The 19724-nt window shown below is 59.3% G+C and carries 17 protein-coding genes and 5 pseudogenes; 13 read left to right on the top strand and 9 right to left on the bottom strand.

Translation table 11 applies throughout. From position 1 onward, the window contains the following. Positions 1-471: 471 nt before the first annotated feature. A pseudogene (locus JKL46_RS37080) lies at positions 472-702 on the top strand (ATP-binding protein); the annotation flags it as partial. On the opposite strand, the pseudogene JKL46_RS30750 reads toward JKL46_RS37080, so the two are convergent. After that, positions 629-922: pseudogene (locus tag JKL46_RS30750) on the bottom strand (transposase); the annotation flags it as partial. The pseudogenes JKL46_RS37080 and JKL46_RS30750 overlap by 74 nt on opposite strands. A 501-nt stretch (positions 923-1423) precedes the next feature. Here JKL46_RS30750 and JKL46_RS30755 point away from each other — a divergent pair. Both JKL46_RS30755 and JKL46_RS30760 read left to right on the top strand, forming a co-directional pair. Further along, positions 1424-2038 (top strand): hypothetical protein, encoded by a 615-nt coding sequence (locus JKL46_RS30755; protein ID WP_201841709.1) that lies wholly within the window; start codon positions 1424-1426, stop codon positions 2036-2038. A 1287-nt stretch (positions 2039-3325) separates the two neighbouring features. Further along, complete coding sequence (locus JKL46_RS30760) at positions 3326-3922, top strand: hypothetical protein (RefSeq protein WP_201841712.1); 597 nt, start codon at positions 3326-3328, stop codon at positions 3920-3922. A gap of 19 nt (positions 3923-3941) precedes the next feature. Here the strand turns inward: JKL46_RS30760 and JKL46_RS30765 are convergent, their stop codons facing one another. After that, positions 3942-4265 (bottom strand): hypothetical protein, encoded by a 324-nt coding sequence (locus JKL46_RS30765; RefSeq protein ID WP_201841715.1) that lies wholly within the window; start codon positions 4263-4265, stop codon positions 3942-3944. A 234-nt stretch (positions 4266-4499) separates the two neighbouring features. Here JKL46_RS30765 and JKL46_RS30770 point away from each other — a divergent pair, with 234 nt between their 5' ends. After that, complete coding sequence (locus JKL46_RS30770) at positions 4500-4838, top strand: hypothetical protein (protein WP_201841718.1); 339 nt, start codon at positions 4500-4502, stop codon at positions 4836-4838. Positions 4839-5032: 194 nt separating this feature from the next. Here JKL46_RS30770 and JKL46_RS30775 read toward each other — a convergent pair whose 3' ends face one another. After that, entirely contained in the window at positions 5033-5290 is a 258-nt protein-coding gene (locus JKL46_RS30775) for a hypothetical protein (RefSeq protein WP_201841722.1), read from the bottom strand. A gap of 493 nt (positions 5291-5783) precedes the next feature. Here JKL46_RS30775 and JKL46_RS30780 point away from each other — a divergent pair, with 493 nt between their 5' ends. Continuing rightward, positions 5784-6116 carry a hypothetical protein gene (locus JKL46_RS30780; RefSeq protein WP_201841725.1) on the top strand — a complete coding sequence of 111 codons (333 nt, stop codon included), beginning with the start codon at positions 5784-5786 and terminating at the stop codon, positions 6114-6116. Positions 6117-6339: 223 nt separating this feature from the next. On the opposite strand, the gene JKL46_RS30785 is transcribed toward JKL46_RS30780, so the two are convergent. Further along, positions 6340-7089, bottom strand: coding sequence for a proteasome-type protease (locus JKL46_RS30785; RefSeq protein ID WP_201841727.1), 750 nt, complete (start codon positions 7087-7089; stop codon positions 6340-6342). 317 nt (positions 7090-7406) lie between these two features. Between JKL46_RS30785 and JKL46_RS30790 the strand changes: the two genes are divergently transcribed. After that, positions 7407-7628, top strand: coding sequence for a hypothetical protein (locus JKL46_RS30790; RefSeq protein WP_201841730.1), 222 nt, complete (start codon positions 7407-7409; stop codon positions 7626-7628). A gap of 685 nt (positions 7629-8313) precedes the next feature. Here the strand turns inward: JKL46_RS30790 and JKL46_RS30800 are convergent. The 5 genes and pseudogenes from JKL46_RS30800 to JKL46_RS30820 form a co-directional block, all read right to left on the bottom strand. Next, the gene (locus JKL46_RS30800; RefSeq protein WP_201841736.1) at positions 8314-8592 is read right to left on the bottom strand and encodes a hypothetical protein; all 279 of its coding nucleotides are present in this window, start codon (positions 8590-8592) and stop codon (positions 8314-8316) included. Positions 8593-10024: 1432 nt separating this feature from the next. After that, positions 10025-10592 (bottom strand): annotated as a pseudogene (locus JKL46_RS30805) (TCP-1/cpn60 chaperonin family protein); the annotation flags it as partial. Between the two features lie 263 nt (positions 10593-10855). Then, complete coding sequence (locus JKL46_RS30810; protein WP_201841739.1) at positions 10856-12040, bottom strand: Bcr/CflA family efflux MFS transporter; 1185 nt, start codon at positions 12038-12040, stop codon at positions 10856-10858. A 207-nt stretch (positions 12041-12247) separates the two neighbouring features. Continuing rightward, on the bottom strand, positions 12248-12622 hold the full coding sequence (locus JKL46_RS30815) for a hypothetical protein (RefSeq protein ID WP_201841742.1): 375 nt from the start codon (positions 12620-12622) through the stop codon (positions 12248-12250). Positions 12623-12714: 92 nt separating this feature from the next. Beyond that, positions 12715-13242: pseudogene (locus JKL46_RS30820) on the bottom strand (LysR family substrate-binding domain-containing protein); the annotation flags it as partial. Here JKL46_RS30820 and JKL46_RS30825 point away from each other — a divergent pair. The 7 genes and pseudogenes from JKL46_RS30825 to JKL46_RS30855 all read left to right on the top strand — a co-directional run. Continuing rightward, positions 13241-13402 (top strand): annotated as a pseudogene (locus JKL46_RS30825) (pyruvate kinase alpha/beta domain-containing protein); the annotation flags it as partial. The pseudogenes JKL46_RS30820 and JKL46_RS30825 overlap by 2 nt on opposite strands. Positions 13403-13496: 94 nt before the next feature. Next, entirely contained in the window at positions 13497-14474 is a 978-nt protein-coding gene (locus tag JKL46_RS30830) for a tripartite tricarboxylate transporter substrate-binding protein (RefSeq protein ID WP_201841751.1), read from the top strand. A gap of 118 nt (positions 14475-14592) precedes the next feature. Beyond that, on the top strand, positions 14593-15675 hold the full coding sequence (locus JKL46_RS30835; RefSeq protein WP_201841754.1) for a tartrate dehydrogenase: 1083 nt from the start codon (positions 14593-14595) through the stop codon (positions 15673-15675). Between the two features lie 692 nt (positions 15676-16367). Next, positions 16368-17306 (top strand): NHL repeat-containing protein, encoded by a 939-nt coding sequence (locus tag JKL46_RS30840; RefSeq protein WP_201841757.1) that lies wholly within the window; start codon positions 16368-16370, stop codon positions 17304-17306. Positions 17307-17861: 555 nt separating this feature from the next. Beyond that, positions 17862-18071: a cold-shock protein gene (locus JKL46_RS30845; protein ID WP_201841760.1), complete on the top strand. Its 210-nt coding sequence runs from the start codon at positions 17862-17864 to the stop codon at positions 18069-18071. Positions 18072-18522: 451 nt separating this feature from the next. Beyond that, entirely contained in the window at positions 18523-18930 is a 408-nt protein-coding gene (locus JKL46_RS30850; protein ID WP_201841763.1) for a DUF4112 domain-containing protein, read from the top strand. 135 nt (positions 18931-19065) lie between these two features. After that, positions 19066-19724, top strand: a 659-nt coding sequence (locus JKL46_RS30855) for an ATP-dependent metallopeptidase FtsH/Yme1/Tma family protein (RefSeq protein WP_246529652.1), incomplete at its 3' end; no start/stop codon positions are given.

Here is a 19724-nt window from a genome sequence, read left to right on the forward strand (position 1 = left end):
CGGGCGGCGGCCTTGATGCGGTTGACCTGCTCGAAGACGTAAGGCGGGAGGCGCTTAATCCGGTAAAAGTCAGGCATGAGGTCCTATTCCGTTATCAGTCCGCAAGATCGTTTGGCCCATCATCCTGGCTTCCTGGTGCTGGGTCGGCCCTTTAAGAAAAAGGCCGCTGTTGCCAGCGGCCTGAAGTGCAGAGGGCCTTGCCTCTGAAGGGAACGACGCCGCAGGGTAGAGCTGCGCCGCGCCGCAACGGCATTATCAAAATATGTCATATTTTGAAATGAAACTTCTTCATCGGGCCTATGCGCGCAACGCATGATCAACGCGCATTCGAAGTGACTGTATTCAAGTTCAACCGCAGCAAAGCGGACGGATTTAGTCTGCGCCGTGCCGGAGGACCGCCCGGTTGAACCGCACACCAGCCTAGGCACGACACTAAGGACAAGCATGTCGCTCCGGGAGCAGGCGGACCTGAGGGGTGCGATGATCCTGACCTCCAATCTGACGTTTGGCAGCTGGGATCAGGCCTTTGCTGCGGAGTCGGTGCCGACCGCCGCCGTACTCGACCGCCTACTGCATCACGCGAGTGTGGTTCAGATCAATGACGAGAGCTACCGGCTCAGGACACGCGTCGCGCCGGCTGCCGATAGGTCCAGGCGCTTTCCACCAGTATTTGCCGGACCCGACCTTTCCCGGCCTTGGTGATTCTGCCCCACCGCGCTGTGTCGCCGGTCGAGCGTTCGCCTTGGGCGAGGCTGAGATAGGCCATGAACTGCGGTGGCCTTTCGAAGCGGCCGACATCTCCGACTTCTGTGACGAATGTAACAGCGACAATTAGATCGATGCTGCACAAGACTTGAATGACCCGTACGAGCGGGGCCAGAGACCAGTTAGAGAGGAACTCCGCAATGGTCTGCTCGAGCCGCTCACCTGTTCACCACGCTACTCAGATAAGGATCGTCATGGGAGAAGGCTGGTCCGGTGACAGATTCAACCGAGGCTCGGGCGACGCCATTTGCGGTCGGGCTGAGCCACATGAATTCCTCTAGAGCTAGGACGCAAGTCCCCTCTGCCCAAAGCTAACCCCGCCTCGGTCGCTCCCAACCACTCGCTCTGAACTCGTCTGCACTCTTAGGGGAAAGCTCCCACGATGCCCATACTGCTTACCGTTCGCAGGCGAGCAACGGCCGAAAGGATTCGATGTCCGCGCCACAGGCGGCCGCGTCGGCTACGACGGTCTCAAATGTGTTGAGGGATCGTTGAAAGGCGACTGTTTTCGAAGTGTAACAGATGCCGCTGATCGGCAGATGTTCAGATAGATTTCATGAACCTGGAGTAACAATCCGGGGTGTTCACCCCAATCTTAACAAGACGGGCCAATCCAAGGTCGTTTGGGGCAAGACGTACATCAAAATGGCTGGGAAATATGCTTAAGGCAATTGAAAATATACCTATAACGCTGAACGGGGAACGGAACACATTTGAGCAACTGATCGCGCAAGCTCAAGAACCACTTTCCGATCACGCAATCATTCTCACCGAAGCCTTCGCTGACCTGATCGAGGAAGGCCTGGCGCGGGGATGGATTTATTCGGACTCTTTGCGGGAGCTGATTGCGGCCATGGATCCGCGGCTTGCGGACCTTTCCATCGACGGGTTGGCACTGGTCTTCGACTTCGAGGAGATACAGGTTTGGGCCAACGCCACCCGATCCATGCCCACGCGATCGCACGGCGCCGTTGCCATGCGCGATGCTGCCTTTCTGCTCATCCAGCTCAAAGCGATGGGCTTCCGGGTCGACGATGTGCTCCTCAGCTCCCGGATGAGGCCGTTGCTGGCCAGCAAGAAGGTTCTCGTTGGTCGGGAATTCTACGTCTTCTGGCAGCCGGAGCTGGAAGCCAAACGGGAGGCATTCGTTCTCTACAGCGCTCCTTCTCCGCAAGCCGTGACAATCAAAGAAGTGACATTGCCTCTGGGGCACACTATGCGGATCATCTCCGGTGGAACGCGGCCGATTGGCATTGAGGTCACGCCACCCTGATCGACGAAGATCAGTCCGGACTAGCGCTGCCCGACCTGCCCAAGATGGAGAGCACGTCGGAGCCTACATCGAAGGGGAACGAGCAGAAATCGCTGCGGGCGAGCCTGCTCTTTCGGCTCATCGGGGCTCTGAAGAGATGCCAAGCTCTGTGAATCCCGGGGAGAATGGGGACAAGCAGGAGAATTGTCACCAGTCGGTGCTCGCAACGGCCCAGAACTCGGTCTCGGCTTCTGTGAAGCAAAACCTAAGCAGGTCCAGGGCGCCGAGTGCAGTGATGCGCCGTCACCCGAGACAGGCAACCTCCACGAGGATCAGGAACTAGGCCGAAGGATTGCAGCGCTCATTAACACCTATTTCGTCCAAGAGGAGAGTTCACAATCAAGGGTGCCCACTTCCAGCTCTCGGGCAGAAAGCGAGTGGTTAAAGTCGCCGCGCTGAGTTTTGGGGCGGTCGCGCCCGAGCGCATCAGCCCGGCTGCGGAAAAAAGGCCATGGAGAGCCTGCCGTCGGGTCTGAGAGCGACATAGCCTTCACCCGCATCAAGCGCCCGGTTTCCGTGTGCGCGCCACGCTCCAACAGGATGAATAGCTGATGTGTCCGAGGCAATATTGGAAACGGGCCCACTCCTGATTAAGAGGGCCCGTGATGACATGAAGTCACTCGCTATTCGCGTTATTCCGGATTGTGCGGCTTGTTCGATCAAAATTGTTAGGCGAAGGATTCCTCAAACGCTCAACCAGTGGACGGAGAGGCACACTTCAGCCCTTGTGGTGTTCGGATCGGAGCCTCCATTCGTCAGAGCCGGGGCGGGTGCTCGGCTTATGAGCCAACAGGCACCAGCGGCTGTTAGAAACCCGCGTCAACGGTCGAACTGGCCTGCTTTGACGGCATTTCCGCGCGAGGCGAAGGCACAGCCGTCATGTTTGCCAACTAACCCGAGGCCGGGATGTTTCAGCGTGGCAGTAAAGAAATGGGCTCACCGGCTCGGTATATTGGCATCACGAACCACAATTTACAGTTCGTGCTGATGACGATTATTCGCTTCGGAAGGAAGCGGACTTGTTAGTCCTCAGGCGCGATCTATTCGGCGAGCAATCTTTGCCCCGGAGTCGGTGTAGCGTTCCCCTCCCCGTTGTCCATAAGACAAGGCCAGTCGATAGGAGTGCCACCCTACGATCCGTCGGCCATGTTACGCCGATTAGTGCATGGCGGAACGCGGTTCACCGCCATGACGTTGAACTGTGCCAGTTGCAGCTGGTTATGCCTTGAATGTCCCGGAGGGCTTATCGTGAGTGCAACCGATATCAAGAGCCAATCCATGCGCGGTGGGGAGGAACGCCGGTCTTCGATGTGTCCTCCGGACAACAAGCTGCCTGAGAACTCGCAGGAGAACCTCGATGCAAGGCTCGACCATGCCATCGAGGAAACGTTCCCGACCAGTGATCCCGTCTCGGTCACCATCACCAAAGGACCAGCGCCTGAGCATCCTGACAAGCACGCCGGGGTCTCAACGCCGGGCAGCCCAGAGGCACAGCAAGAGCAGGACTCAGCTGAGAAAGTTCTGAATCAAGTCCGAGAAGCCCTGCACGAGGTGTCAGAGCAAGCCTCCGGCGCAGCCCGTGCGGTGTACACCCGAGGCGAGCGCTACGTCCGACACGCCGGAGAGCAGTACCCGGAGGCAGAGCACTACATTCGCGCAGGCCAGCAAGCCGTGACCCACCGGGTGACAGAGAACCCGTTGCTCGTGCTGTTCATGGCAGGCGTTGCCGGATATGCGCTGGCATGGCTGATCCATGGTCCGAAGCGAGACCGGCAGCCTGATGTGCCGGATCATGCTCGCACCCATCGCGGGTACGCTCCACACCGAGGGCGACAACCTTTTTAGTGGCGCGGAAGCGGAAGAACTACTGCTCAGTGAAAAACGTCAGCACGATCTTGTCGTGGTCGCTGAGGAGACAGACAAAGCGATTGGGCTTATCGGTCTTGTCGCGCTGAAGATAGGCGTCGCCCATGACCACCATCGTGATCGGCGTATCGCCGACCCTAGTGTTGGCTTTGGAGATGGCAAGCGATTGCATATCGAGCGTGATCTGGTCGAGAGAGGGCGAACGCTCCCTGATCGCGGCCAATCCCGACAGCCGGCAGGCCTCGACTTGCGCCGGCACTTGGGCATAGGCGAATGACGACACGACAAGAGACGTCGCAAAAGCTGCGAAAGCAAGCCGCATGGCAGCACCTCGATGGGATAAGGACGCCGGTCTTCATCGTACCCGGCATGTCAAAAGAAGTCGGGTGCAGCCCTGCCGGTTCCTGCTGCGTGAGAGGCACTGGCGTGTATCAAGTCCATTCCGCCATACACGGTTAGCAGATGCTTAAGGGATGGGGTTCCTGGCGGTGTTGGCCAGCCGCCATCGCATGTTAGGATAAGTGGCCTTCGAGACTGCGAACCGATGAGGCAAATAATGATCCGCGCTGTGTGCCATACGGCCGACAATGCCATGGCTCTTGAATTCGATGCGGCGCCATGGTTTCGCGAGGCCGAACCGCAGTGCATCTTCCATCTCGCCGATCAAAACTGGTCTAGTGTCTGGATTGCGGATGCACTTGAGACGCGTCCGGGCTACGAGAGCCTGCATCAACTCGTGGAGTATGCCGCGACCCGGCTCAGGGAGGAGTCTCTCGAGGATCCGACCTGGGATGCCCTCACCTGTGTCGTCGACGCCTCCGAGGCCCAGGAATGGCTCGCTGAAAACCGACCGGAAATCGCGTCCAGGCTCGTGCGCCACCGACCTGCCTCGTGAGCCATGGGAGGGGCCAAGGTCAGTCGTGCAAAGCTGTCGTCGTGTTAGGCGTCGCCTAGCCGCCAGCGATGTCTTGATGGAACACATGTCGCGGGCTCCGGCGCATCATGGCCGACATCTTTAGTCGCCCGGCCGTCCCTCAGATCTTCGATGTGACAGTTTATTCGAGGTCCAAGTCGATTCCAGGGCAGACCTTACAACGCCGCGAGTTGCTGCAGATAGGGTTGACGCTTGATGCGGTACTGGTCCTTGAACTTTGCGAGCAGCCGGGCGTTCAGCGCCGCTTCGAGCGAGCTTCTGTTGAGAAGCTCTCGCTCCCGCTCATAGTCCGGGTCGAGGTCAACCAGCGCATCGATCAACACTTGCCGCGAGTAGCCATCACTAGGGCCTTCGATACAGGTCGATGGTGCCTCGTCGCCCGTGCGGGCTTTGTATAGTTCTCCGGCCGTCATGGCTTCTCCTGATTGCTGAATTCGCCGCCAGATCACATCTGGCGGTTGACGGCCTTGCCGGGGCTCGGTCTAGGAGACTCCTTCCAGGGAACAAATCGCGATGAAGACGGAAATGACCCCAAGCAATGGAATGAGGTCGTTGAACACCGACGCCATGACTGCCTCACAACGGTTACGGCTCAAGCTCACCCCCCTCAGCTGAGCACCATGCCTTAGTAACGGGCTGCTGGCGTAAAAGGATTTCTCATGAGAGCCGTCAATGTCGGCAAGTTCCGCCTCAATGTTGAGCATTGTGCAAGGAGAATGGTCTTGCTGACCACCATGGTGAATGTGACAAGGCTCACCGGTTCCGAACCTCCTACGGACAAGGCGAGAACACCACGCTAGGTTACCGCTGTCGCAGCAAGTTCGAGTTGGTGCGCCTGGCACAGGCACTTGGTTTATACCAAAGGGCCGCTCTCCCCTCATGACTCGTGAGCGTTGGATCCGTTTCATGGCCACTTCCGACCAGTATCACCGAACGCCAGATGGTCGCTACTTTGTTGTGCGTGGACGGCTCTGGCGCCTGAGCAATCCCGCTCTGGATCCTGCCGACCGCCAGCGGCTCGTGAGTGAGTTGATGGCAGCGCGCCGCGCTGTCCGCGAGGCACGCGGCGAGCCGGAGGCGACACAGGTGGCCCGAATGCAAGTTGACGCCGCCAAGACAGCGCTTGGGGAACGAGGTCCCGTGTGGTGGAGTGATGGTGCTCCGGACTACAACCGTTACCGGGTGATGAATACGCCCTATGCGGACTGGTATGTGACCTTACCCGCTCCAAAGCCCTGAGGGGGCTGCTCACAGCGGGTTCGGCATTCGCCTCTGCTGACGAGGCGCCCATCCGAAGTTGGCCACGATCATTCTTGTTGCGACCATTCTGACGACCAGGTGAAGCGGTCCTGCTGTGCTCGCGGTTACCTTAGCCAGATCACCGTATGCACGATTGTGAGATAGGCCACGAGGGCGGCACCGGGCTATGGGCGCCGGTGAACTGTCTCGATCATCAACAGCCTTAAATCGGCTCTTGCCCGTAGGGCGGGCGCGGGATGCTTTTGTGGGCGGCGCGCAAGGCGGCCGACCAGCGCTCGCTCAGATCATGGAAATAAGGCTCCCCAGGCTCGATGCGGTGGAGCACTTCGAAGGCGAGAGCATCGCGCTGGGCGATCGCCAGATCGATAGGAAGCCCAACCCCAATGTTCGAGCGCATGGTCGAATCCATCGAGATCAAGCCGATCTTCACGGCTTCATACAGGTCTGTGTTGTAGCGAACGGCTCGGTCCAGGATGGGCTTACCGTATTTGTGTTCGCCGATCTGGAGATAGGGAGCATCCGGCCCACAGCGGATGAAGTTGCCGGCAGAGTAGACGAGGAAAAGCTCCATCGGTCCGCCCGAAATCTGCCCGCCGAACAGGAACGTCACGTCGAACCGCAGGTTTGCCTGCTCCAAGGCTGACTGCTCCATCGCCCGCACTTGCCGGATGGCTCGACCGATCAGCAGTGCTGCCTGAAATAGCGTTGGGACCGTCTGAAGGGTCTCGGTCTCGCCGGTCTCATCATTGCGCAGCCCTTCGCTCAGAAGCCCCAACACCGATTGGGAAAGAGCCAGGTTGCCGGCGCTGGCCAATGCGAGAATCCGCTCGCCCGGGACTGCAATTGTTGTGAGCTTGCGATAAGTGGAGATGTCATCGAGACCGGCATTCGTGCGGGTATCGGCAATCAGCACCAGCCCCTGCTCAACCAGAACACCGACGCAGTATGTCATCGATCGCCCTCACCTGCGCCAACCGTGGACGTAAGGATGCCGGGTCACGGGATGTCTTGCAACAAATGCCTGCACCGTCGCACGAGAGTTCCTCTATGATAAAAATAGATCATGATCCACCAAGCTTAACCATGTATAAGCTTTGAAAGCAGAGCGTAGCTTTAAGCACAGTTTAAAAATCAAGGCTTCTACAGCGTTCATGCTGGCAGTAAGTTCCAGCTTAAAATTTAGGCTTGATTGCGCGTTGCTTCAGCGGGAAGGTCCCCGTAACGATGCCTCTGCTGTGTTGCAGGAGCGTCGTCCATAGGAGAAACTCTATGCCCAACCGTAATCAGGACCAAGACCAGCAGGGCCAAGATCGCAACCAGCAGAGCCAGCAGAACCAGGGCCGCAACCCGCAGGGCTCCGATCAGAAGAACGAAGGTCAGGCCCGGGATCAGCAGAAGCAAAGCGGCCAGGGCCGGAACCAGCAGGGTCAGCAGAACCAGGGCCGGAACCCGCAGGGCTCGGATCAGGATCGCGATAAGAACCAACGCTGATCACGTTTGATGCCATCGGCACGGCTTGCCGCAACTGGACAAGCCGTGCCTCTTCCAGATCGAGTCCGGAGCAGTCGGGCTCAATCTTGGTGCATGGAACCAGCGCGGTCACCCCAGTAAATCCGCTTATGCTCTTGCAAGCTCATGGTGTTGTGCAATCAGCTCTGCCCCGTGCTCACTCCTGATCACGTACAGACGCATGCCGTTTTCCACGACAGGAAGAGTTCGCACCACCTCGCAGATGCGCCCAGTCTCCCTGACGCGGACAAGCTGGCCAACGGCGAAGGCAGATGGCATCACGTTCTCCACGTCGAATGGTGTCGCGGATTGACATAGTTCCGGCATCAACCGGTTTAGCTCAGATGTGGTGAGACGGTCCGCGTCGCTGCCGCCTTGAGCGGTCGGGCTCGCGGATGTGGAACTCCAGTTCATGACGATCGGTAGCGGATGCAAGATGCGCTGCGTCGCGCTTCTCATCAGTGGGCAGACAGCGCTGTCGGATCCAAGCAAGCGAAGCGAGTTTGCAAAGCATGTACAAGACCATGTCATAGCTCCTCTGATGCGTCTGGAGCCCTCTGGCGCTTCTCCCGTCAGCTGCTTTTGCTTGTAAGTTTTCTCTCGTGCACGCCCGTCGTCGGATTGAGCGATAGCGAACCCGCGTGAATGTTTGGTTACTAGATTCAGCTCAGTTGGCGCGCGGGCTTCGACGTTTGATGGCCACGACCTCTGTCGGGCGTCCTCGGGCAGTTGTTGGTCGGCTCTGATTTCTCTGATTGCGCGCTAACAGCACACGATCGCGGATTTCATCTTCCGGCAAACCAATCAACTGCGCGGCGATCGCAATCTGGCCCTCGATCTGGTTGGTCAGGCCCTGCGCCGCCCCGATGGCCTCATAGAGACCTGGAGAGTCATAGCGTGTGCGGCGCTTGCTCCATGCGGCAGGAATGCTTCTTTTGCGATCCACGGCCCCTTCTCCCCAGCATCCAACAAGCCAACGAAGGAGAAAGCGATTTGTGCAGCGCACAACTGTCGCAGCCGCGCTCCAGGGTGAGGGAAATTAGATATGCTGTCACGAAGGGATCAATGCATTCACACTCGGGCCCGCACTTAAGAAAGGCCTCAGCAAGCGCTGGATGGATAACAATCTCAACGGCTTGACGATGTGGAAGCCATTCTCGCGAATTGGCACCATATGGGCCTGCTGTTGCTGAGCATTTGTTCGGAACATGCAGGATTGCTAATGTGCAACTAAGTAGGAGAAACCCTGATGCTGGAGCCAGCTGTCACGCCCACGCAACTGCGCGCCGGGCGGGAGCTTCTCGATTTATCCTAGGCCGAACTCGCCGAGCGCGCAGGCCTGACAGTGGAAGTCATTGCAGAGGCCGAGACCAAGCGGGCAGCAGATGGGCTTGAGCCTGCCGCCGTAGCCCTCCAAGCAGTTCTTGAGGGTCAAGGCGTGCTCTTCATTGATGCTGACGGTGGCCAAGGTCCTGGCGTGCGGCTGAAGTCTTCCGGTCCGCCCGACGAGGGTCTGCGCCCCGATCAACTCACGAGCTACAACGACATTTGAGATAAGCTACAGCGGCCAACCTCATTCGCCCCCTGTCAGAAAGCCAGCCGGGATGCCATGTTAGGACCCGCGATGCTGGAACGCTCCTCATGACTTACCGTGTCCAATGGCAAATGGTTGGACGATCCGGGCAGCCGCTCGTCACCGGATGCCTCGGCGAGGGCATTAGCGCCTACAGCGATGCCGTCGCGGCAGTGGCTGAGTTTCTGCGATCTTACCCAGACGTGTGTCGGTGCCCGGCCGAAAGCTACTGGATAGCACGCCGGTCGATCGATGCCGATCTGGCGGTGTGGGTTTGGATCGAGCGTCACAGGATCGAAGAGACGACTGAATAGGATGTACCCGAGGACTATCTGGACTTCGTCTGCTTGGGCGACATTCCGGAACAGCTGACAGTAACCGAGTTCCTCGACACGCAGGAATAGTCACCTGGGTCTCAAGGATCGACTTGCAGCACTACCCACCGTTTAGCAAAACAGCGCAGATTCTCCTATATGGTCTTGAACTTCTGCTGACCCAGGCAATGGAATGGATTTCGCGCTCAAGAAAAAGAGAAGACCGCTGTTACCAGCGATCTGAGTGGAGAGGAAATTATTCTTGAAATGAAATGTCCTCAGTGAACCCGTGCGCAGCGCATAATCAATCGGCGATCCAGGGGCGTTCATCCACAGTCGAGGTCGCTTGATCGCGGAACAGTCTGGTGTGAGCAGGACTGGACAAAGCTCTCCTGCTCACACCAGTAAGGTTTATCTCCAGGCACAATTATGCACCGGCCGACGATCAGACCCCGGATGTCTCCGGGGCCGCGCACCGAATGTGTCTGGTCCTAGAAGTCCATGCCACCCATGCCACCACCCGGCATCGCTGGTGCAGCTTCCTTCTTCGGCAATTCTGCCACCATGGCTTCCGTGGTGACAAGGAGGCCGGCGACGGACCGCGTCCTGCAGCGCCGTGCGGACGACCTTTGCCGGATCGACAATGCCGGCCTGGAGTAGATCGACAAACTCCTCGGTCTGAGCATTGAAGCCAAACGTCTCTGACTGCGTGTTATCGGTGATCTTGCCGACCACGATGGAGCCTTCTACGCCAGCGTTCTCAGCGATCTGACGGATCGGAGCCTCAAGCGCCCGCAGCACGATGTTGATGCCAGCCTGAATGTCCGGGTTGTCGCTGTTCACCTCTGCAACCGCCGCCTTGGTGGCATGCAGTGCGTCGTCGACGCGGTCCTTCTTCTCCTTGACCTCGATCTCGGTGCTCCCACTGACATGAATCACAGCGACGCCGCCCGCCAACTTGGCCAGACGCTCCTGGAGCTTCTCACGGTCGTAGCCCGAGGTGGTCCCCTCGATCTGCGCCTTGATCTGCTGGTTGCGCGCCTCCAAGCTGGTCGTCTTGTAGCGCCGATTGACTTCACGGTGTTGGCGGAAGGTTCCTTCTATCTTGTTTATCATGATCGCGAGCCACTTCCAGGGCGCCTACTTCAATTCCGAAGATGGATTCTCGAAGAGATAAAGAAAGATATCATTCCCTAGGAGATGCGGTCCCTGATGTCGTCGGGTACGTCCGGTGTCGCCTTATGAAGCAGACATTCGGCGCACTTCCGCCTCGTGCCAGTCCGGACCTTTCCAGCGAGATCCTGTGCGCAACAGGCAGCGCTCTAGCTTCCCGTAGCAGGCACGCGTCGACCTACAACCAATGACAGCGAGGCAAATGCCAGTAACGAGCAGATCGTCATGATTACGATCAGTGGCCAGACAGTTGAACTGAGTGCTGCGCCGACGACAGGAGCAACAAGCGCGCCGAACCCGATCTGGAAGCTGCCTGACAAGCCAGATGCAGCTCCCGCGAGATCCGGCCTGACGCTCACAGCACCCGCAATGCCGCTCGGCAGCACCAGCCCGTTCGCCATGCCAATGAAAAGCATGGGCCCGAAAACTGCCACCGGGGATAGGAAGTCGGAAGCGATCAGAGCGGCCATGGCGGCAATGCTCACCAATGACATGATGGTGCCGGCCAGGATCATTCGGTTTGGTCCCGTCGCACCAGCTATGCGGCCCGTGGTGAAGTTGCCCAGGATATACCCGCACGGCACCATGGCGAAATAGAACCCGTACTCCGCCGGGCTGCGCCCCAACAGTTCGATCATCACATACGGGGCGCCAGCCAGAAAAGCGAAGAACATAGCCGACACGAAGCTGGTCACCAGCGTGTAGCCCCAGAACTGGCGGGACCGGAAGAGGCTCCCATAGCCCCGCAGGAGTTCGCGGGCGGACTCCCCCGTCGAGCGGCTGTGGTTTGTCTCGCGCAGCCGCCAGTACGCAAACATAAGGGCAAGCCCGCCGAAACCGATTAGAAAAGCGAACGAGGCGCGCCATCCGAAAAATGTCTCGAGCAGGCCGCCGATGGTCGGTGCGATCATGGGAGCAACTGCCATGCCCATGGTGACGTAAGCGATCATGCTGGCCACCTGATTGCGCCCATAGAGATCGCGCACGATGGCGCGGCTCAGTGTAATCCCCGCACAGCCTCCGATTGCCTGCACGATGCGACCGAAGATCAGCACGCCGATGCTTTGAGCCGCCAGGCAGATAGCGGACCCTGCCACGAATGTGAGAAGTCCGATCAAAAGCACGGGCCGGCGCCCGAATCTGTCAGACAGGGGCCCGATGACCAGTTGCCCGAAGGCCATCGCACCGAGATAGAGCGACAATGTCAGCTGAATCGTGGTGAAGTCGACACCAAGTGCCCGCGCCATGCCGGGCATCGAGGGAAGGTACATATTGATGCCCAGCGGGCTCACGGCGGAGACCGCGATGAGCAAAGCAATAAAGCCAGGCTTCACGATGGGCTTGGCCGCTGCGGCAGTCGTATGATTCATGAAATCGCTTCCGGTCGCACCGTAGATAGCGTGGCAGGCGGGATGCCAATTTTGCACAAGCTAGATCGTGTGTGAGAGCATGACAGTGCTCGGTCTCATGGATTGGCGCAAGACTATGACACGCACCGCACACATAGACGGATGGCGCGCCGACGCAATGCTCCCCGTACCTTAGATCCGATGGTCTGGTGACACGGATGGTGTTACTGGGCCCTGCTCAGCCTTCCTGTCATTTGGTAAAGTCTCGGCCGGAAGGCTCGTCTGACCGGCTGCGAGACGTTTTTCCAGGGCAGTGACCTGCCGCGCCAGGTTGTCAATGGCCGCTTTGAGAGCAAGGACGTCGGCGGCATCCGGAATGGTCGACACAGCGGCCGCTGCCTGGGGGCCAGCCGGCTGCGTACGGCTCGTGTCGGGCTCGTCGGCGAGGTAAGGCTCCAGCCTTCTCTTCCGGGGCGACAAAAGGCGACGGAACGCCTGCCAGATCAGCCAGAGCACACACGCAGCCAGGAAGAGAGCGAGCAAGGCCGCCGGCAGACTATCGAACATGGTCGTTATCCCAGTGTGGGTGATGAGGGTATCAACCAATGCCATGGCAACGCTTATCGTTCCGGGGCCAGAATCTGCCGTTCGCATTGGCTTCAGGCTTGTTCGGCATAGCTCCCCAGACCGTCTCGCAGCATCGCGAGCATCTCGTCGCGCACGGCATCGCGGGAACCTTGGATCCACGCAGCGGCAAGCGGCAGCTTGTTCATTGGCCCTGCCGCTTCGTCGAGAGGAATGTAGCGTACGCCAGGTGTTGTCATCCGCGACGTCCACCGCGGCACGATCGCGACACCCAACTGAGCCGCGACGAGATTGATGATGGTCTGCTTCTCCTCGGCCACCTGCGCGACGCGGGCCTGGAGCCCCGCCTCGGCAAAGAGCTTGATCGTCAGGTCATGGCTGTGGGGGCGTGATCGCCGCTCGGGAACGATCAAAGGCTCCTTGGCGAGGTCCCCGATCCCCAATCGTTCCCGATCCGCCAACGGGTGTCCGATCGGCACGGCCACGACCGCCGTCTCGTGGAACAGGAACAGAAACTCCAGGCGCCTGTCGGGACGTTCCGGCGGGCGGACGAAGGCGAGATCGAGCCGCCCGGACAGAAGGCGCGGCAACAGACGAATGGATGTCCATTCCTACGAGGAGATGGTCGAACGCGCTGCCGCGATGGCGCTGTCGGAGGAGTTCGCGCAACCGGCGGATCAGATCGTGGTCGTTGCGGGAATTCCTTTTGGCCAGGCGGGGACGACCAACAACCTGCGTGTCGTCCAATTGGGCAGGACCTGAGCGCATGCGGGACGAGGACTTTGTTGCGTCACGCGTGGTGCGTGTACCGCGCGCGCTTACCGAGAACACGAATTAACCAGGGAAGGAAACGCCTATGAAGAAAGCCCTCACCACCATCGCCGTAGCCTTGGGCTTCGTTGCGACAGCCGCGCACGCACAAGGGACGTATCCGACGCGACCGATTACGCTCGTGGTTCCCTTCGCGGCTGGCGGCACGACCGACGTCGTCGCTCGTCTCATGGCTGATCACATGAGCCGCACGCTCGGGCAGCAGCTCGTGGTCGAGAACGTGACCGGGGCCGGCGGCACCGTCGGTGTCACCCGGGTCACCAGAGCCGAGCCCGACGGTTACACGATCCTGATGGGCAATCTCGGCACGCAGGCGGCAAGTGGCGGCCTCTATCCCAAGCTGGCCTACGATCCGCGCACCGACTTTGAGCCGATCATGAACTCGGCATCGACTCCCATGCTCGTGGTCGCCAAGAAGGATCTTCCGGTCAAGGATTTCAAGGAATTCGTCGCCTATCTGAAAGCCAACGCGCCGAGGATGAACTACGGCTCGGGAGGGGTCGGCTCGACGTCGCACCTCACCTGCCTGTTCCTGGAATCCCTCCTCGGCGTGAAACCGCAGCACGTTCCGTTCCGCGGCTCGGGTCCGGCGTTGAACGCGCTTCTCGGCGGCCAGGTCGATTATGTCTGCGATCAGACGGTTGCCATCGTGCCGAACGTCCAGGCGAAGGAGGCCAAGGGGCTGGTCGTCGCGGTCCCGAACCGTCTTCCGGTCGTTCCGGATGTTCCGACCTCGGCCGAGGCGGGCCTGCCGCAATTCCAGGCAACAGGCTGGAACGCGCTCTTCGCACCCAAGGGAACGTCCAAGGAGATCGTCACCAAGCTGAATGCCGCCGCCAAGGCCGCTCTCAAGTACGAGAACACGCGCAAGCGCCTTCTCGACCTCGGCGCCGAACTCCCTGACGAGGCCGGCCAGACGCCCGAGGCCCTCGCCAAGCTCGTCAGCTCCGAGATCGACAAGTGGGTTCCGGTCATCAAGGATGCCGGGGTGACCGCGCAATAGCATTCAAGGCGCGGCCCGCTCGAAGGCCTTGTCGCAATATCGCCGCGGCGGCTGTAATGATCAGCAGCAGCCTCGGCACTGGCCTCGGGCGCACGTTATCGATGAACAGGATCGCACCATGTCAGTAGATCAGACGAGAAGGTACCGATTGGCCGTCATCCCCGGCGACGGCATCGGCAAGGAAACGACGCCTGAAGGGGTGCGTGTTCTGGAGGCCGCGGCCAAGAAGTTCGGCTTCGACCTGCAACTCGATCACTTCGATTTTTCCTCCTACGATTATTACGCCAAGCACGGCCGTATGCTGCCGGAGAACTGGAAGGAGCAGATCGGCTCTCACGATGCGATCTTCTTCGGCGCCGTCGGTTGGCCCGAGAAGATCCCGGATCACGTCTCGCTCTGGGGCTCGCTGCTCCAGTTCCGGCGCGAGTTCGACCAGTATATCAACCTGCGGCCCGTGCGCCTGATGTCGGGAGTGCCGACACCGCTCGCCAACCGCAAGCCCGGCGACATCGATTTCTGGGTCGTGCGCGAGAACACCGAGGGCGAGTATTCGTCCATCGGCGGCAAGATGTTTCCCGGCACCGAGCGCGAGGTGGTCATCCAGGAAACCGTGATGACGCGCATCGGCGTCAACCGCGTGCTGCAATTCGCCTTCGAACTCGCGCAGAAGCGCCCGAAGAAGCACCTGACCTCGGCCACGAAGTCGAACGGCATCTCGATCACGATGCCATACTGGGACGAGCGTGTGGAGGAAATGGCCAAGCGCTATCCGGATGTGAAATGGGACAAGTACCACATCGACATCCTCACGGCCCATTTCGTGCTGCACCCCGATTGGTTCGACGTCGTCGTCGCCTCGAACCTGTTCGGCGACATCCTCTCCGACCTCGGGCCTGCCTGCACCGGAACCATCGGCATCGCGCCGTCCGGCAACATCAATCCGGATCGCGACTTTCCCTCGCTCTTCGAGCCCGTTCACGGCTCGGCCCCGGATATTGCCGGACAGGGGATTGCCAATCCGATCGGGCAGATCTGGGCGAGCGCCATGATGCTCGAACATCTCGGCGAGGGCGAAGCCGCCTCCGCCATTGTCCAGGCCATCGAGGACGTCCTGAGCGAGCGGACCCTGCGCACCCGCGACCTCGGCGGCAATGCAGGAACCGAGACCACCGGCAAGGCCGTGGCCGACGCCCTCGGCTAATCCTGAAAGCATACAGAGCGATCCTCGAGCGTGGAATGGCTCACGCCGCCGACAGCGGGTCTAGTCCTGAACGACTTGAGGATCGTAGGCATTCGTCGGGACGGGAGCGGAAGAGCGCCAAGTCCCGCGAGCTCCAACACCGCCCGCGGACGCTCAAAGCTTTGGCCTGAGCGGGCCTCGAGGCCGAAGACCACGCGCAAAGGTCGCCGCTTTCCGCACCTAAAACTAGTTATCATCTGGCGGGCGATCCTTGGCTCGCGCCCTGCTGCGTGGAGGCAGGGCGACACGGCACCGTTCGGCAGCATTCGCAGTGCGCATGATCAGGCTGTTGCTGCGTGCCGCGCTGTTGGGCTTGCGCCACCCCGATATCGCACCGTCTATGTTCTGTGGCATCGCGGCTTGCCACCAGCGAGCGTCGTTGCAGCCTTGCGGGACGAACGTCAACATTCGATGGATTAACAAAAGGGCGGCTCGTGCCGTTCCCGTGCCTCCTCGCGACGGGCATGTTTCATGGATATGCGCTACAACTTACGCTGTTAGCGTCAGAGCTTGCCAACCGCGTCAATTCGCGCAAATCTTCGATCATTGAGGTCGATCATCTTGTGGATGTCGATTTGGCAGTCTGGGCCAGTTGCTGAGGTGCGCGGCAATGGTTCGCCTGTTGGCACGTTAAGTCCCTCAGGGAGGGACCTATGCTTTTCGTTACGCTTCACGGTGGCAAGCCCCAAACAGACCCACACAAGAATAACGTGCACGCCCACGACAAGGACGGGAAGAGGATCACGTCCAGCGTGCTGCGGGACAGCGGAGAAATCTTGCTGGATGAACTTCGCGGCCTTCATTTGTTTGGCAAGTACCTCTACGTAGTAAATAGCAATAGAAAAGAAAACAGTGTGCTTTGCTACGAAGGGGAGGATGCGAAGTACAAGCTCGTCAGCACGCTTGTTTCGAGGCAAAGCTGCGAAGGGATCGAGCATCCTTTCGACATAACGTTTGACGGCGCGGGCTACTGCTACGTCTCAAGCCAGGACACCAACATCGTCACCCGCCTGATTATCTCCGCTGACGGCACGAGCGCGGCGCCGGCTCCGCAAGCTCCAGCGCTGCCCACAGATGGCACGTTCTACCCTGGCACTTTTGTAGCTTCGAGCGTGGGCAACTTGGGTTCAGCGACGACGCCGGTGGAGGCTCCGGCCGGGCTGGAGTACTCCGGTTCGGGCAAAAAAAACAAGCATTCTGTTCGGGGAGTGGTGTGGGCGAACAACGCACTCTATGTTGCCGACGAGCCGGCTGGTAGAGTCAAAGTCTATGACAAGAACGGGAAATTTCTGTGCCAGAGCAACGGTATGGAGTCGCCCGTCCATATGGTGGTGTGGAAGGGTAGTTTGTACGTCAGTGCCGGCAACGCGGTGCTTACTGCGAAACTGCCCAGTTCTCCGGGTGATTTCACGCTCTCTCCAATCGAAGGAGTGGAGGTGAAGAATGCCTGCGGAATGGCGTTCACGAAATCCGGGCATTTTTATATCGCTAGCCGAAGCGAGAACGTCATCCTGAAGTTTGACTCCGACTTCAAGCCAATAAAGTTTGGGTGCAAACTGGCGGACAATCCGGAATTTCTGCTGCACGTTTAGCGGCGATGTAGCCTCATGCTGCCAGAGCAATCCTCGATAAAATAACGGCTCTTCCAGCGTCTCATGATCAGATCAAAGGATTTAATTCATCAAAGTGCTATGGGCTATCGTTCGTACAAGCAAACGGTAATTCGCTCCTTTAGGGTATCGCTCGATGTTCACGATGAGCACATCGACTTCGCAATGCGGAAAAACATTCTCGACCTTGCCTATGTTGTTCTCGGGTAGGAAATACAAAGCATGATCCATTCCCATGCGCCCACGTTCCAGCCGCAGCTAGTTCCCCCAACGATCACCGTCCAACAACCCTGAGCGGCGCTTGATGCTCGGGCAAATGAGGGAAATCGAAGCTAGCTGACCTACGCCAGTCATTTCTCGGTTCCAAGGGTCAATGAACCCGCTCGGGCAAGCAAATAGCATCCTCGACGCGGATCTTCTGGTGCATGATGAACGATTTGGGTTATGACCTAACAATAACCAGGTGCTTGACCTCTCGGCCCGACACGGCAGGATAGCTTGGCGGAAGCACACCTGACGGGACACGAGGAATATTCAATGGCAAAGGGTACTGTGAAGTGGTATAACGAGACGAAGGGCTATGGTTTCATTCAGCCGGATAGTGGGGGCAAGGATGTTTTTGTCCATGCCTCCGCGCTTGAGCGGGCTGGCATGCGTGGCCTCGTTGAGGGCCAGAAGATCTCCTATGAGGTGGAAGCGGACCGCCGTACCGGCAAAGAGTCTGCAACCAATCTGCAACAGGCTTAATTGAGCCTAACAAAGCGTTAGTCCAAAGCTGAGTCTGCAAGTCGCTCCTGACGGGGCGGCTTACAGTTTTGGGTTGACCGCGCGATTAGGTGCTGGTCTTGGCGCTTTCGCGTGTCTGCTGCCTGTCTCGCTCATGTCCCCGTTCCGTATGAGTTAAAGGCCCTCCTTCAGAGACCGCGGTCAGGTCTTTGTGAGTCATATTATCCGTCAAATCCGCCGCAGAATCTTCGATCGTTGAAGCCGCGGCAACATTTCACCGATGAAAACGTTCAGGCTCGGACGGGAACAGGCGGGGAAACGGGTAGGATCCAGATCTTGAACCGAAGCCGCTCCACACCCACATGACAGCTACCGGGGTCCGGGCCCCTCTGGCAGTCTTCTACAGCCTGCGATGTCGGACTCTCTCACCTGAGGAGCGCCATGATGTGCGCTCTGCATCTGGGAGATCACTGTGACGCCCTACGCTTACGCATCCTCTCTCCACGGCGTTTCATCTCGTGCCGGCGACACGCGTTCGCGGCTCGAAGCCCTGTCGCGGCTGCTAGACAGCGCAGTCCGCGTGCCTGGAACGAACATCCGCTTCGGCGCCGACGCGCTCCTGAACCTCATTCCCGGCATTGGATTGCTGACGTCGAAAGGCATGTCGGCCTACCTGATCTGGGAGGCGCGGCGCCTCGGGGTGCCGACTGGAACGCTTCTACGCATGGTTGGCAATGTCGGTGTCGACTTCGCCATCAGCGCCATTCCGGTGGTCGGCTGGGTTGGCGATGTGTTCTTTCGCTCGAACCTGCGCAACATGGCACTGCTGCGTGACCATCTCGACCGATTCGATTCAGGGCCGAACACCTTCCAGAGATGACATTACTCAGGAACCAGATCGTATCCGGCTGTTACCCTCGTATCTCGGCTGGACATTTGCGGTTCAGAAAGCATAGCGATGAACCCCCCCAACGCCGCGCCTAACTTTCGCAATTTTGCGATAGCCGCTGCAGTTATGTCCCTGCTGTCGATGTTCTATTTTCAGAGCAATTCGGGACCGCAACCTGATCAACTCCCCTACTCCGCGTTCGTCACGGCCGTCGAGCAAGGAGAGATCCGTTCTGCCACCATCCAAGGGCAGCAGGTGATCGCTGAGCGTTCAGCCGGCGGCACGGTCACGACCTACGTTCCGCAAGGTGCCGGCCTGATCGCCCAACTGCAGCAGAAGGGGATCGTGATCAAGGCCGAGTCACCGCCGCAGCCGAGCCTGCTCGTAAGCCTGCTGCTGTCGCTGTTGCCGTTTGCCTTGATGGTCGGCATCGTCGTCTGGCTATCGCGCAACGCCATGAACAAGCAAGGTGGCGGCGGACTGATGTCGATCGGCAAGTCGAAAGCGAAGCTCCTGACCGAGGCCCATGGCCGCGTCACCTTCGACGACGTCGCCGGCATCGACGAGGCCAAGGAAGATTTGCAGGAGGTCGTGGAGTTCCTGCGCGATCCGCAGAAGTTTCAGCGTCTCGGCGGTCGGATTCCGCGCGGCGTGCTGCTCGTCGGCCCTCCCGGCACCGGTAAGACCCTGACCGCCCGAGCCGTCGCCGGCGAGGCCAATGTGCCGTTCTTCACCATCTCCGGCTCGGACTTCGTCGAGATGTTCGTCGGCGTCGGCGCCTCCCG

This window comes from Microvirga zambiensis WSM3693 (assembly GCF_016735695.1).
Lineage (GTDB): Bacteria > Pseudomonadota > Alphaproteobacteria > Rhizobiales > Beijerinckiaceae > Microvirga > Microvirga zambiensis.